Origin of the sequence: Streptococcus sp. HSISS2, from assembly GCF_000448665.1 — a bacterium.
GTDB classification, from domain to species: domain Bacteria; phylum Bacillota; class Bacilli; order Lactobacillales; family Streptococcaceae; genus Streptococcus; species Streptococcus raffinosi.
This window is the reverse complement of record NZ_CM002133.1, coordinates 948,794-963,616: the sequence shown is the minus strand read 5'-3', so window position 1 is coordinate 963,616 and position 14,823 is coordinate 948,794. Positions and strand designations below refer to the sequence as shown.

Below are 14,823 nucleotides of genomic sequence, written 5' to 3'. Positions count from 1 at the left end.
AATTGTGACGAAGCTAGTTTCTCTGCATCAATCTTATCGGTTTTCCGGACTCGTAAGCTGTCAAGTTGCTTTTTAGCTTCCAAAGGATTAAGACGTGTATATTCATAGCTGTTTTCTTCTAGAAAAGCCTGAAGTCGACAAGAGTAGACACCATTAGCTTTGAAAATAATTTCGGGGTTTCTCACGGTCTTTAGTCCTTCAGTAGACGAGAAAATCCGATAATGTCATTAGACATAGTATAGCCATGAACCCTTTCACCATTCACAAGAATAGCGACTTCTGAGCTTGCTTTACTCACATCAATTCCAAAAACTGTCCGCATTATGTTTACCTCTTTGTCTTGAATGATTCCTTATTTTAGTGATTTCATTTTCAATACTCGACGTCTAGCGTCCAACATACTTTGATAAAATTCCATCTAAAACAGGTGTCTTGCCAGTTTTTTTACGGCGTCTAGCGCCAAAAGAAGCCACGACTTCACAAGACACCTCTACTTTAACACAAAGAAAAAGTAGTGAGTACTCACTCCCGTCGGAGATTTCTTCACTACTAATCTTAGTATGTTTTCTACAGGCGGCAGGTCTAGTTGATGACCATGAGAATGATTGTGAATGGAAAAGCGGAAGTTAGTGAGTGCAGCGTTTAATTATCTGAGAATAGAGAAAAAGCTGAGAAACTCATCTCAGCTTTTTGTCTCACGAAAACCACTAGCTGTGCTAGTGGTTCCGAAAAGCTTTTAGCGATGTATCAAAAAAGTCCCCCTAAAGTGTTATATTAGATAAGGTTTCCCGACCACTAACTAATATACAAAAGGAGGACCCCTGATGAGACAGGATAATAATAGTTTAGCACATACTACATGGAATTGTAAGTATCATATTGTGTTCGCACCCAAATATCGACGTCAGATAATTTATGGGAAATACAAAGCAAGTATTGGTCAAATCTTACGATTATTATGCGAAAGAAAAGGTGTTGAAATTCATGAAGCAGAAGCTTGCCCAGATCATATTCACATGTTGGTGAGTATACCACCGAAACTAAGTATTTCTTCATTTATGGGATATTTAAAGGGCAAAAGTAGCTTAATGATATTTGATCGACACGCTAATTTAAAGTATAAATATGGGAATCGCAAATTTTGGTGTCGAGGGTTTTATGTTGATACGGTTGGACGAAATCAGAAGCGAATTGAAGAATATATTCGTAATCAATTACAAGAAGACGTGATAGCAGATCAGCTAAGTCTATTTGAGGAGTATGATCCGTTTACAGGTGAGAAGAATAAGAGAAAGTAATCTTAAAGAGACCTGCTAGACGGGTCAGCTAGCAAAGGTGGTGCTGAAGGGAAACCATTCGGTAGGCCTTTAGGCCTCGGCCGGTAGCAGAGGCTTTCAGCCGAAGAGCAAGCCACCCGTTCTCACGGGTGGTTTTGACTATACATACTATTAAATTTGTTAAAGTGAAGTCAAAAAAGTGAGTCCACCCAAAATCACACCAGCTGAGTTTGGAATAATTAGTATCCAATCTTTCTTGGGTTCATTTGTCCATCCATAAAGAACCCAAATTAAACAAGATACTGCTGCGGATAAAGGCTGGAATGGTTGAGCTTTGTTGCCTTGTAAATTGGCAAAAATTTGTGGGATGTAGGCGATAAATACAATAATCCCGATAAAGGCCCCAATGGAACCGACAATTTGATTTATTTTTGTTATTTTCTGTACAAAATAGAATAAAATGTTTATATCTATATTTTGCAGAGGATAGTATACAATATGTTGTGTAAACACAAAAAGGAATAAATCCGTTATAGTAGAGTTGCGAAACATTACTAGAAAGAGATTTATTCCTATGACTCAGTTTAGCACAGAACTACTTAACTTCTTAGCCCAAAAGCAAGATATTGATGAATTTTTCCGTACTTCTCTTGAAACGGCGATGAATGATCCGCTTCAAGCAGAATTGTCAGCCCTTTTAGGGTATGAGCCTTACGATAAAGTAGGCTATAATTCTGGTAATAGTCGTAATGGAAACTTTAGTCCAGCTTTGATCCCCTCTTATGGACGTCGAGATGACCACTTGGAAGAGATGGTTATCAAACTCTATCAAACCGGCGTAACGACTCGAGAAATTAGCGACATCATCGAGCGAATGGATGGTCATCACTATAGTCCTGCCACAATTTCTAATATCTCAAAAACAACTCAGGAGAATGTCTCTGCTTTTCATGAGAGAAGCTTAGAAGCCAATTACTCTGTTTTATTTCTTGATGGAACCTATCTTCCATTAAGACGTGGAGCCGTTAATAAAGAATGTATTCATATCGCACTTGGCATTACACCAGAAGGACAGAAGGTTGTTCTTGGATATGAAATCGCCCCAAATGAAAACAATGATTCATGGTCCACCCTGTTAGATAAGCTTCAAAAACAAGGCATTCAACAGGTTTCTCATGTAGCGACCGATTGCTTCAAGGGGCTTGAGCAGATGATCAGTCAGGCTTACCCATTAGCTAAACAACAACGTTGCTTAATTCATATTAGTCGAAATCTAGCTAGTAAAGTGAAACGAGCAGATAGAGCGGTTATTTTGAAGCAATTTAAAACGATTTATCGTACTGAAAATTTAGAAATAGCAGTCCTAGCTTTGGAGGACTTTATCGCTGAATGGAAACCAAAGTATAGGAAAGTCATGGAAAGTCTGGAGAATACGGATAATCTTTTAACTTTTTATCAGTTTCCCTACCAGATTTGGCACAGCATTTATTCGACAAACCTCATTGAGTCTCTTAACAAAGAAATCAAACGTCAAACGAGGCTGGGACAATAGTCCTAGCCTCTTAATTGTCTTTGGATTGTCGAGCAAGACGCAGTGGTTGAGTGGGCTCTACTACGCTGATTTCATCAGTTTTTACAGCCCTACTCAACTGTGCGGAGGTGTGACGACGAAATCGACTTCTAACGAATTACCGATTTCTGTCCCACTCTCCTAACGAGGAGGCTCTGGAACGTTATTTAGTTACTTTGTTTGAAAATTATAATTTCAAGCAAAGTCAACGTATCCACAAAGGGTTTGGCCAATGTGCTGACACACTTGAAAGCTTATTTGATTAAAAGTCCGTAACTCTACTTGAGTATTTACACAAAATTATTGACAGTATCCAATTCGATTACATGACAATTATTTAATCTATCATTAAGATAGTAAAAAACTCGTTAAAATAAGATTTATCAAGTTTTTTGACAATAAAAAATGATATAATAAGTAAGTCTTTAAGGTGTAGATTTTAAGACAAAAAATACATTGGGGAAAAATTGAATATGGAAAATAAAGTACGCTATAAACTGCACAAAGTGAAGAAGCAGTGGGTTACTTTGGCTGTTGCTTTAGCAGCTTTGGCTACCATTGTTGGTGGTAGTGTTACCACAACTTCACTCGCTTCTGCAGAAGAAACAAATAACTCTAACGGATCACCTTCAACAACTACAGTGGGGGAAAATACAAATCCTGTGGTTGAAAAAGAGGTAGGAGCAACAACTGAAGTGGCAAATACTTCAAATGCCACGACAACAGAGCGAGCAGCAGTTACTGCTGACAAACCAGCTGAAGCGACAGTTCAACCAAATTCAGGAACAACTAGTGATAGAGCTACAGCAGTAGAGGTTGAAGCTAAACCTGAAACGACTGCCAAGCCAGAAGTAGTAGCTAAGCCAGAAACAGCTACAACATCGGAAGTAGCTACAAATGCTGGAGTAGCCGCTCCAACGACTGAGAAGTCTAAAGAGCTTTCTGAAGCTGAAATTAAAGCTGCAGTCTCACTCGATAATATTAAAAAAGAAAAAGATGGTAAATATTACTATCTTTTAGAAGATGGATCACATAAGAAAAACTTTGCCATTACTGTAAATGGTCAGGTCCTTTATTTTGATGAGAATGGTGTCCTTTCAAGCACATCAACTTATTCATTCACACAAGAAACAACAAATCTTGTCACTGATTTTACTAAAAACAATGCTGCTTACGATTCAACAAAAGCAAGCTTTGAACTTGTTGATGGTTATTTGACAGCTGATAGTTGGTACCGTCCAAAAGAAATCCTTGAAGCAGGAACAACTTGGAAAGCGTCAACTGAAAAAGACTTTCGTCCACTTTTGATGTCTTGGTGGCCTGATAAGGATACTCAAGTAGCTTACTTGAACTACATGACTAAGGCTCTTAGCAATGGTGAAGAAACAAAAGATGTCTTTACGATTGAAAATTCTCAAGCTAGCTTGAATGCCGCTGCTCAAATCATTCAACGTAAGATTGAGGTTAAGATTGCTGCTAATAAGTCAACAGACTGGTTACGTCAGTCAATCGAGGCCTTTGTTAAAGACCAAGATAAATGGAACATTAACTCTGAATCTCCAGGTAAAGAACACTTCCAAAAAGGGGCTCTCCTCTTTGTTAATAGTGATTTAACGAAGAGGGCTAACTCAGACTACCGTAAACTTGACCAAACGGCAACAAGTCGTTTGGCAAACGATAAGATCAAGAGTGGTAGTGATGCTGGTTATGAGTTCTTGCTTTCAAGCGATATCGACAACTCAAACCCAATTGTGCAAGCTGAAATGCTTAACCAATTGTATTACTTCATGAACTGGGGACAAATCGTCTTTGGAGACAAGGACAAAGATGCTCACTTCGATGGTATCCGTGTTGATGCTGTGGACAATGTCAGCATCGATATGCTTCAATTGGTGTCTTCATACATGAAGGCTGCTTACAAGGTCAATGAGTCTGAAGCACGTGCCCTTGCTAATATCTCAATTCTTGAAGCTTGGTCTCAAAACGACCCATATTATGTGGACGAACATAATACGGCTGCCCTTTCTATGGATAATGGTCTCCGTTTGTCAATTGTTCATGGATTGACTCGTCCAGTAACTAATAAAGGTACAGGTGCTCGTAATGCATCAATGAAGGACCTTATTAACGGTGGTTATTTCGGTCTTTCAAACCGTGCGGAAGTTACATCATATGATCAACTTGGTTTTGCAACCTATCTCTTTGTTCGTGCACACGACTCAGAAGTTCAAACGGTTATCGCAGACATTATCAGCAAAAAAATTGATCCTACAACAGATGGATTTACTTTCACATTAGACCAATTGAAACAAGCTTTTGACATTTATAATGCTGATATGTTGAAAGTGGATAAGGAATATACACATTCAAATATTCCTGCTGCCTATGCTTTGATGCTTCAAACAATGGGTGCAGCAACACGTGTTTATTATGGAGACTTGTATACAGATAATGGTCAGTACATGGCTAAGAAATCACCATACTTTGATCAAATCACAACCCTTCTTAAAGCGCGTCCTAAGTATGTAGCTGGTGGACAAACATCTTATATCCACAACCTTGCTGGTGATGGGGTGTCATCTGCGAAAGATAATAAAGAAGTTCTTGTCTCTGTCCGTTATGGTCAAGATTTGATGTCTAAGACAGATACAGAAGGTGGAAAATACGGCCGCAATTCTGGTATGTTGACCCTTATTGCTAATAACCCAGATTTGAAATTAGCAGATGGTGAAACAATTACTGTAAATATGGGTGTAGCCCACAAGAACCAAGCCTACCGTCCACTCTTGCTTGGTACGGATAAAGGTATCGTGTCATCATTGAATGATTCAGATACTAAGGTTGTTAAATATACAGATGCACAAGGAAATCTTGTCTTCACAGCTGATGAAATCAAAGGCTTTAAGACTGTTGATATGAGTGGTTACCTTTCGGTTTGGGTACCAGTAGGTGCGACTGACGATCAAAACGTTCTTGCTAAACCATCAACAAAAGCCTACAAAGAAGGGGATAAGGTTTATAGCTCTTCTGCAGCACTTGAAGCACAAGTGATTTACGAAGGTTTCTCAAACTTCCAAGACTTTGTTAAAGAAGATAGTCAATACACTAATAAATTGATTGCAGCTAATGCAGACCTCTTCAAGTCATGGGGCATTACGTCATTTGAAATTGCACCTCAATATGTCTCATCTAAGGATGGAACTTTCCTTGATTCTATTATTGAGAATGGTTATGCCTTCACAGACCGTTATGACTTTGCCATGAGCAAAAACAATAAATACGGTTCAAAAGAAGATCTTCGTGATGCCCTTAAGGCTCTTCACAAACAAGGTATTCAAGTCATTGCTGACTGGGTTCCAGACCAATTGTATACCCTCCCAGGTAAAGAAGTAGTAACAGCTACTCGTACAGATACACATGGTAAGGTGCTTGATGATACTAGCTTGGTTAATAAACTCTATGTGACAAATACTAAGTCATCAGGAAATGATTTCCAAGCACAGTATGGTGGTGCTTTCCTGGATAAACTTCAAAAACTTTATCCAGAAATCTTCAAAGAAGTTATGGAAGCGTCAGGTAAGACAATTGATCCATCTGTGAAGATTAAACAATGGGAAGCTAAGTACTTTAACGGTACAAATATCCAAAAACATGGTTCTGACTACGTTCTCAGCGATGGTAAATTGTACTTCACCGTTAACGATAAAGGTACCTTCCTTCCAGCAGCCTTGACTGGTGATACAAAAGCTAAAACTGGATTTGCTTATGATGGTACAGGGGTAACTTATTACACAACATCTGGTACTCAAGCTAAGAGTCAATTTGTGACATATAATGGCAAACAGTACTACTTTAACGATAAGGGTTACCTTGTAACTGGTGAACAAGCTATCGACGGTTCAAACTATTTCTTCTTGCCAAATGGTGTTATGTTTACTGATGGTGTTATTAAAAATGCCAAAGGTCAATCATTGGTTTATGATAAGTCAGGTAAATTGACGACTCAAACTGGTTGGAAAGAAGTTACCGTTAAAGATGATAGTGGTAAGGAAGAAAAATTCTATCAATACTTCTTCAAAGGTGGCATCATGGCTACTGGTTTGACTGAAGTAGAAGGTAAGGAAAATACTTCTATGACAATGGTTACCAAGCTAAAGGTATCTTTGTTCCAACAAAAGACGGTCAAATCATGTTCTTCTGTGGTGATTCAGGTGAACGTAAGTACTCAGGCTTCTTTGAACAAGATGGTAACTGGTACTACGCTAATGATAAGGGCTATGTTGCCACTGGATTTACTAAGGTAGGCAAACAAAACCTTTACTTCAATGAAAAAGGTGTTCAAGTTAAGAACCGCTTCTTCCAAGTTGGTGATGCCACATACTATGCAAACAATGAAGGTGATGTTCTTCGTGGTGCCCAAACCATCAATGGTGACGAGCTCTACTTTGATGAGTCAGGTAAGCAAGTTAAAGGTGAGTTCGTGAACAATCCTGATGGTACGACTTCATACTACGATACAATCACAGGTGTGAAACTTGTTGATACATCATTAGTAGTTGATGGTCAAACCTTTAATATCGATGCTAAGGGTGTTGTGACTAAGGCTCATACACCAGGCTTCTATACTACTGGGGACAACAACTGGTTCTACGCTGACTCACGTGGTCGTAATGTGACAGGTGCACAAGTTATCAATGGTCAACATCTCTATTTTGATGCTAATGGTCGTCAAGTTAAGGGTGGCTTCGTAACGAACACTGACGGTAGTCGTTCATTCTACCACTGGAATACTGGTGATAAGATGGTTTCTACCTTCTTCACTACTGGTCATGATAAATGGTATTATGCTGATGATAAGGGTAATGTCGTTACTGGAGCTCAAGTAATCAACGGTCAAAAACTCTTCTTTGGTACTGATGGTAAACAGGTTAAAGGTGGCTTTGCAACAAACGCTAATGGCACTCGCTCATATTACCATGGGGCTACCGGAGATAAGTTAGTATCAACTTTCTTCACTACTGGAGACAATAACTGGTATTATGCTGATGCTAAGGGTGAAGTCGTTGTCGGTGAACAGACTATCAACGGACAACATCTTTACTTTGACCAAACTGGAAGACAGGTGAAAGGAGCAACGGCTTCAAATCCTGATGGCTCAATCTCTTACTATGATGTTCATACAGGGGACAAGGCTGTTAATCGCTGGATTAAGATTCCTTCAGGTCAATGGGTATACTTCAATTCTGAAGGAAAAGGCTACATGTCAAATTAAGACTAAAGAAAGAAGTCAATCACACTTGTGTGGTTGCTTTTTTCGTTAAAAAAATGTTAATTTTTTATACATTTAGGTCATTTGTCTGGACGAAAAAGTGGTATAATAACTCTTACTAAATCTTTATTTTGGAGTGCACATGACTAAGTCAAAAAACACTATTGAAAGTCGGATAGATTACTCGATTCTCTTACCAGTTCTAATCCTGTTACTGGTTGGCCTAGTCTCGATATTTATTGCGACAAACTTTGATTACCCCAAGAATCTCGTGCAAGTCATGTCCCAGCAAGTACTATGGATTTTCCTAGGTTCAGTACTTGCTTTTGTTGTCATGTTATTTAACACTGAGTTTCTTTGGAAGATAACTCCTTGGCTGTATGTATTTGGCTTGGGGTTGATGGTCCTGCCCCTTGTTTTCTATTCACCTGCTGTGGTGGAATCTACGGGTGCCAAAAACTGGGTCAGTATTGGATCGGTTACCTTGTTTCAACCGTCTGAATTTATGAAGATTTCCTATATCCTCTTTCTTTCGAGGATAGGTGTCTGGGCTAAGCAAGGCCGGGAAGTGACCGACCTTAAGGATGACTGGCTTCTCCTCTTCCAGTATACTGCAGTTACCCTCCCTGTTTTGGGCCTTTTGGTTCTCCAGGGTGATATGGGGACAGCCTTGGTCTTCCTGGCAATTTTAGCGGGTATAGTCGTTGTTTCAGGAATATCCTGGCGTATCATCTTGCCAGTGGTTCTAGCCTTTGTGGCTGGTGTAGCCCTGTTTGTCATGGTCTTTATCACAGATTGGGGTAAGGAAGCTCTGATTAAGATGGGGGTTCAAACTTATCAGATTAACCGTATCTCAGCTTGGTTGGATCCTTTCACTTATGCGGATGGTATTGCTTTTCAACAGACTCAAGGCATGATATCTATTGGTACTGGTGGTATCTATGGTAAAGGATTTAACCATCTAGAGTTAAATGTCCCAGTTCGTGAGAGTGATATGATTTTCACAGTAATTGCAGAGGATTTTGGTTTGGTTGGTAGTGGCTTGGTCCTTCTGACCTATCTCTTCCTCATTTACCGTATGTTACGAGTGACTTTTAGGTCTAACAATCGCTTTTATACCTTTATCTCTACTGGTTTTATTATGATGATTGTCTTCCATATTTTTGAAAATATTGGGGCAGCAGTAGGCATCCTTCCTTTGACAGGTATTCCTTTGCCATTTATTTCTCAAGGGGGATCTTCACTCATCTCGAACCTAATTGGAGTTGGTTTGGTGCTTTCAATGGCTTATCAAACCAATCTTAATGAGGAAAATAAAATTCTCCTAGCTATGTCTCGTCGCATGCGTGTCTCAGGGACTAGTCATGTGAAGCCTGTTACCAAGACTCATCCTAAAAAAAATAAACCCTCTAAGAGTGCTAACAAGGCCACTCAAGAGTTGGTCAAGGCTAAAGATAAGGTGGATAAGGCAACAGAGAAAATGCGTCAAACCATTTCTCAAAATACGCCAAGCCTTCATCAAGGTAAGCGTCGTAAGGGTTCGAAAAATAAACCGACACGCAAACACTAAGCAGAAGCAAGTTGACAAGTTCAACTTGTTTTTCTTTGTAAAAAATTAAGGCCCGTGTCCTCCTCTTTGCCCCTGCCTGTGGTATAATAGAAGGCGACTATTTCGAAAAGGGGTTTGCTATGATAGAGACAGCCAAGCAGCAAGAACGTGCTATTTTAGTAGGTGTTGAATTGCAAGAAACAGAGCATTTTGACATGTCCATGGAGGAGCTTGCCAGTCTTGCCAAAACAGCAGGAGCAGAGGTTGTAGCTAGCTATACCCAAAAACGTGAACGCTATGATAGTAAGTCCTTCGTAGGTTCAGGAAAATTAGAGGAAATCAAGGCCATGGTAGATGCGGATGAGGTTAGCACTGTCATTGTTAATAACCGTTTAACGCCTCGCCAAAATACCAATCTTGAAGCAGCCTTTGGCGTAAAAGTCATTGATCGTATGCAATTGATTTTGGATATTTTCGCCATGAGAGCCAGAAGTCATGAAGGGAAACTTCAGGTACATCTAGCCCAGCTCAAATACATGTTACCACGTCTAGCTGGACAGGGGATTATGCTCAGTCGTCAAGCGGGGGGCATTGGTAGCCGTGGACCTGGTGAAAGTCAGTTGGAGCTCAATCGTCGTTCCATTCGTAATCAGATTGCTGATATTGAACGTCAATTAAAGATTGTGGAGAAGAACCGAGAAACCATTCGTGAAAAGCGTGTTGATTCAAGTACCTTTAAAATTGGCTTGATTGGTTATACCAATGCTGGGAAATCAACTATCATGAATCTTATGACGGATGATAAACAATATGAGGCCAATGAACTCTTTGCGACTCTTGATGCCACAACGAAGAAAATTTATCTTAAGGACCAATTTCAAGTGACCCTGACGGATACGGTTGGATTTATTCAGGATTTGCCAACAGAATTGGTTGCGGCTTTTAAATCAACGTTGGAAGAAAGCCGTAATGTTGACCTACTTTTGCATGTCATTGATGCCAGTGATCCCAATCATGAAGAACATGAAAAGGTGGTCTTGGACATTCTCAAAGGCTTGGATATGAGTGATATTCCATGCCTTGCTATCTACAATAAGATGGATGTAGCTGATAACTTGGTGGCAACCGTCTTTCCTAATGTTCGCCTCTCAGCGCGTGACAAGGGGAGCAGAGAAACACTTAGAAGACTCTTGATTGATGAGATTCAGCAACTGTTTGAGCCTTTTAGTATTAAGGTTCATCAAGACCAAGCTTATAAACTCTATCAGTTGAGTCAATTGGCCTTGCTAGATAGTTACAACTTTGAGACAGAAGTGGAAGAAATTACAGGATTTATTTCCCCAAAAAATAAATGGAAATTGGAAGAATTTTATGACTGATTATATGGATTTAGCTTTGAAATATGGTGGTTTTACAAGTTTGGATAAGGTTTATTTGAAAAATGCCCTGTCTGATCTTTCGGACAGTCAAAAATTGGCCTTTATTACCCCTCCACCAAGTGTCATTAATGCTTATTTTGCAGAGATCTACCAGAAACAATCTCCAGAAGCAGCAACGGATTACTACTTGGAGTTGTCAAAAGCATTGGATTTGTTTAATTTGGCACCATCTTTTGATGAGCGTAAGCCCTTTATTCGTCTCAATCTTTCGGGAAAATCATACGGTTTTTGCTATGAAACAGATGATGAGGTTGCCCATGTCTTTTCAGAGCAATTAGAGGTTCCAACAACGACTATTTTGTTTGAACTTGCTCAAGTTTTTCCACAGTATAAAGTTTATCTTGAAGGAAGCAAAATTAAGATGGCTAAGGTTGACTTTGATGAAGATGTGCTAGAGGAACTAACTCCAGAAGGTCAGCTTCTTAGTCGTGCGTCTAAGCTTAAGGGAAATGTCATTAAGTTGGCTAGTTTCAATCAGGATGAATTAGTCGAACTTTTGGCTCAGTATAAAGGGCAAGTGATTTATTATGGCTTTGCACAACGTGAATGCCTGGCTTATATTGTCCAGAAATAAGAAGAACAATAGATAGAAAGTATAGAACGTTATGGAATTACAATTTTTAGGGACAGGAGCTGGACAACCATCCAAGGCTCGGAATGTATCGAGCTTGGTTTTGAAGCTACTCGATGAAATCAATGAAGTCTGGATGTTCGATTGTGGGGAAGGAACCCAGCGTCAGATTTTAGAAACAACGATAAAGCCTCGTAAAGTTAAGAAAATCTTCATCACGCATATGCATGGAGACCATATCTTTGGTCTACCTGGTTTCTTGGCTAGCCGTTCCTTCCAATCTAGTGAAGAACAAACAGATCTAGAGGTTTATGGTCCAGTAGGTATCAAGCAATATGTTATGACCAGTCTTCGTACCTCTGGGACACGTTTACCTTACCATGTGCATTTTACTGAGATTGATGAGCATAAGTTAGGCTTGGTTATGGAAAATGACAAATTTGCTGTTTATGCTGACAAGTTGGATCATACTATTTTTTGTGTTGGCTACCGTGTGGTTCAAAAAGACCTAGAGGGTACCCTGGATGCTGAGGCTCTCAAAGCAGCTGGTGTCCCATTTGGACCACTCTTTGGTCAAATCAAGAATGGTCAAGATGTGGTTCTTGAAAATGGTACAAAAATCATTGCCAAGGACTATATTTCTGCGCCTAAGAAAGGCAAAGTGATTACTATCTTGGGTGATACCCGGAAGACGAATGCTAGTGTTCGTCTGGGATTGGGTGCTGATGTCTTGGTTCATGAGTCAACTTATGGTAAGGGTGATGAAAACATTGCCAAAAGTCATGGACATTCAACCAATATACAAGCAGCCCAGGTCGCTAAAGATGCTTCAGCCAAGCGTTTGTTACTCAATCATGTGTCAGCTCGTTTCTTGGGCCGAGACATCGGTAGGATGGCGGCAGATGCCCAAACGATTTTCAAAAATACCTACATTGTACGAGACTTGGAAGAGGTAGAAATCTAATGGCTAAACAACGTATTATCGCTATTACGGGTGCCTCAGGAGGTCTTGCTCAAGACATTGTCAAGCAGCTCTCACCCAGTGATGGTATTATCCTCTTAGGCCGAGATAAGGACAAGCTGGAGAAATGCTATCGTCATGTGGAAAATAAAACCTGTCTTGCCATTGACCTTAGAGACGACAATGCCATTAAAGAAATGGTAGATTATCTCTATCAACGTTTTGGCCGTATTGATGTTTTTATCAATAATGCTGGATTCGGCGAATTTAAATCTTATGCTTGTTACACTAGCCAAGAAGTCCGTGATATGTTTGATATCAATACCTTTGCGACCATGACCTTTTCACGTCTGATGGCTGAGAAAATGGTGGAGCAAGGCCATGGCCATATCATCAATATCGCTAGTATGGCGGGGAAAATTGCGACAGCCAACTCAAGTGTCTATGCAGCGACAAAGTTTGCGGTAATTGGCTTCTCAGATGCCCTACGTCTGGAACTAGCTGATAAGGGCGTTTATGTGACAACCGTCAATCCAGGTCCAATTGAGACAAGCTTCTTTGATCAAGCTGACCCCTCTGGAGCTTATCTTGAGAGTGTTAAAAAGTTTGTCCTCAGTCCTAAGTACGTGGCTAAAAAGATTGTCCGTATTCTGGGCAAAAACAAACGAGAAGTCAATCTGCCACGACTCTTAGCAGTTGCTCATAAAGGCTATACGCTATTTCCACGCATCTCGGACAAGCTAGCTACCAATATATTTAACTACAAATAGGGGGGATGCTAGACGGCATCAAATATCCAATCTTATTTAGAAAACCTCCAGCACTATAGGTTAAGAAAGGAGTTAAGATGTTAGAATACAAACAAGAAATTCCAGCGATGGAAGACCTACTCGCATTGTACAGCTCGGTTGGCTGGACCAATTATACTAACAACCCATCTATGCTAGAAGAAGCTGTCAAAGCCAGTCTCTGGCAGTTGTCAGTCTATGATAAGGAGGAGCTAGTAGCCTACATTCGCTTGGTAGGAGATGGTCACTCTGTCATTTTTGTGCAGGACCTCTTGGTGCAACCAGATCATCAGCGCCAAGGTATCGGAAAGAAACTCTTAGAAGAGGCTTTAGCAACTTTCCCCAATGTCTATCAACGGCTCCTTGCCACTGAACGTAGCGAGAAAAATCTAGCCTTTTACCAATCTCTGGGCTTTGTCGAACTTTCAGAGCAAGCCTGTACAGGGATGATTTATAAAAATTAATGTAGAGGATTTCCGGACAGGGAATCCTTTTCTTCTTGTTTTACCCTACATTGCTTGAAAACGATAGTAGAATAGAGCTAGATAAAAGGAAGAGGAGAAAAGACAAGACAAATAAGGGAGAAATATCCAGAATATTATTTTGCTTAGAAAAGCAGGTCTTGATTATAAATGTACTACGAGTCTATGCATCTTCCGATTTTTCCGTTCTCTTTTTGGAAAACTCAGACTTCTATCCAGTCTGATAAATTTATTCATGTTATAATAAGTAGACTAGATGACAGGGAGAAAATATAAAAACATGATTACATCAACGTATGATTGGAAAATAAATACAAAAGAGCCAGATGCTGGCTTTTTAAACTTGCCAAAGAACATGGGCTGGCAGAAACAGCAACCAAGATTGCTTATGAACGTGGCATTACGACAGAAGATGCTCTTGAAGACTTTCTCAAGGCTGATTTATCACACCTTCATGATCCTTATCTTCTGCATGATATGGATAAGGCAGTGGCTAGAATTCGTCAGGCCATTGAAAATTATGAACAAATCTTAGTCTATGGAGACTATGATGCAGATGGTATGACATCAGCATCGATTGTCAAGGAAGCTCTTGAAATGATGGGCGCTGAAGTTCGAGTCTATTTGCCTAACCGTTTTACAGATGGTTATGGGCCAAACGAAAGTGTCTACAAGTACTTCATTGAACAGGAAGGCATTTCACTCATTGTTACAGTGGATAATGGGGTAGCGGGGAATGAGGCTATTGCTTATGCGCAAGAGCAAGGTGTGGATGTTATCGTTACTGACCACCATAGCATGCCAGCTCAGCTTCCAGATGCCTACGCCATTGTCCACCCAGAACATCCAGATGCCGATTATCCCTTTAAGTATCTGGCAGGTTGTGGAGTAGCTTTCAAATTGGCAACGGCTCTCCT

Annotated in this window: 8 protein-coding genes and 6 pseudogenes; 12 read left to right on the top strand and 2 right to left on the bottom strand. The window is 40.0% G+C overall.

Features of this window, described 5'->3' with window-relative positions; all coding sequences use genetic code 11:
- Window positions 1–322, bottom strand: a pseudogene (locus HSISS2_RS10830) (transposase); the annotation flags it as partial.
- A gap of 242 nt (window positions 323–564) precedes the next feature.
- On the opposite strand from HSISS2_RS10830, the pseudogene HSISS2_RS12175 reads away from it, so the two are divergent.
- A pseudogene (locus HSISS2_RS12175) lies at window positions 565–630 on the top strand (DNA-3-methyladenine glycosylase I); the annotation flags it as partial.
- A gap of 194 nt (window positions 631–824) precedes the next feature.
- Window positions 825–1,298, top strand: a complete 474-nt coding sequence (gene tnpA, locus HSISS2_RS04250) for an IS200/IS605 family transposase (protein WP_002891962.1) — start codon at window positions 825–827, stop codon at window positions 1,296–1,298.
- A 159-nt stretch (window positions 1,299–1,457) separates the two neighbouring features.
- On the opposite strand, the gene HSISS2_RS04245 is transcribed toward tnpA, so the two are convergent.
- A complete protein-coding gene (locus tag HSISS2_RS04245) occupies window positions 1,458–1,715 on the bottom strand; it encodes a SemiSWEET family transporter (protein ID WP_042767206.1) in 258 nt (85 codons plus the stop codon).
- 136 nt (window positions 1,716–1,851) lie between these two features.
- Here HSISS2_RS04245 and HSISS2_RS04240 point away from each other — a divergent pair.
- The 10 genes and pseudogenes from HSISS2_RS04240 to HSISS2_RS04200 form a co-directional block, all read left to right on the top strand.
- A pseudogene (locus HSISS2_RS04240) lies at window positions 1,852–2,817 on the top strand (IS256 family transposase); the annotation flags it as partial.
- Window positions 2,818–2,987: 170 nt separating this feature from the next.
- Window positions 2,988–3,113, top strand: a pseudogene (locus HSISS2_RS10810) (IS256 family transposase); the annotation flags it as partial.
- A gap of 207 nt (window positions 3,114–3,320) precedes the next feature.
- Window positions 3,321–8,119: pseudogene (locus HSISS2_RS12170) on the top strand (glycoside hydrolase family 70 protein).
- A 139-nt stretch (window positions 8,120–8,258) separates the two neighbouring features.
- Window positions 8,259–9,686 (top strand): FtsW/RodA/SpoVE family cell cycle protein, encoded by a 1,428-nt coding sequence (locus HSISS2_RS04230; RefSeq protein ID WP_021145553.1) that lies wholly within the window; start codon window positions 8,259–8,261, stop codon window positions 9,684–9,686.
- Between the two features lie 119 nt (window positions 9,687–9,805).
- Window positions 9,806–11,044: a GTPase HflX gene (gene hflX / locus HSISS2_RS04225; RefSeq protein ID WP_021145552.1), complete on the top strand. Its 1,239-nt coding sequence runs from the start codon at window positions 9,806–9,808 to the stop codon at window positions 11,042–11,044.
- Window positions 11,037–11,678 (top strand): hypothetical protein, encoded by a 642-nt coding sequence (locus tag HSISS2_RS04220; RefSeq protein ID WP_021145551.1) that lies wholly within the window; start codon window positions 11,037–11,039, stop codon window positions 11,676–11,678. The genes hflX and HSISS2_RS04220 overlap by 8 nt, the downstream gene beginning before the upstream one ends.
- A 31-nt stretch (window positions 11,679–11,709) precedes the next feature.
- Window positions 11,710–12,639 carry a ribonuclease Z gene (gene rnz, locus HSISS2_RS04215; protein WP_021145550.1) on the top strand — a complete coding sequence of 310 codons (930 nt, stop codon included), beginning with the start codon at window positions 11,710–11,712 and terminating at the stop codon, window positions 12,637–12,639.
- The gene (locus HSISS2_RS04210) at window positions 12,639–13,406 is read left to right on the top strand and encodes an SDR family oxidoreductase (RefSeq protein WP_021145549.1); all 768 of its coding nucleotides are present in this window, start codon (window positions 12,639–12,641) and stop codon (window positions 13,404–13,406) included. The genes rnz and HSISS2_RS04210 overlap by 1 nt, the downstream gene beginning before the upstream one ends.
- A 77-nt stretch (window positions 13,407–13,483) precedes the next feature.
- The gene (locus HSISS2_RS04205) at window positions 13,484–13,888 is read left to right on the top strand and encodes a GNAT family N-acetyltransferase (RefSeq protein WP_008534410.1); all 405 of its coding nucleotides are present in this window, start codon (window positions 13,484–13,486) and stop codon (window positions 13,886–13,888) included.
- 298 nt (window positions 13,889–14,186) lie between these two features.
- Window positions 14,187–14,823, top strand: a pseudogene (locus tag HSISS2_RS04200) (DHH family phosphoesterase); the annotation flags it as partial.

What these genes read in the sequence shown, in the direction of transcription:
- rnz (WP_021145550.1), top strand. Translation starts at nt 11,710, where the DNA reads ATGGAATTACAATTTTTAGGGACAGGAGCTGGACAACCATCCAAGGCT.
- HSISS2_RS04230 (WP_021145553.1), top strand. Translation starts at nt 8,259, where the DNA reads ATGACTAAGTCAAAAAACACTATTGAAAGTCGGATAGATTACTCGATT.
- HSISS2_RS04220 (WP_021145551.1), top strand. Translation starts at nt 11,037, where the DNA reads ATGACTGATTATATGGATTTAGCTTTGAAATATGGTGGTTTTACAAGT.
- HSISS2_RS04210 (WP_021145549.1), top strand. Translation starts at nt 12,639, where the DNA reads ATGGCTAAACAACGTATTATCGCTATTACGGGTGCCTCAGGAGGTCTT.
- hflX (WP_021145552.1), top strand. Translation starts at nt 9,806, where the DNA reads ATGATAGAGACAGCCAAGCAGCAAGAACGTGCTATTTTAGTAGGTGTT.
- tnpA (WP_002891962.1), top strand. Translation starts at nt 825, where the DNA reads ATGAGACAGGATAATAATAGTTTAGCACATACTACATGGAATTGTAAG.
- HSISS2_RS04205 (WP_008534410.1), top strand. Translation starts at nt 13,484, where the DNA reads ATGTTAGAATACAAACAAGAAATTCCAGCGATGGAAGACCTACTCGCA.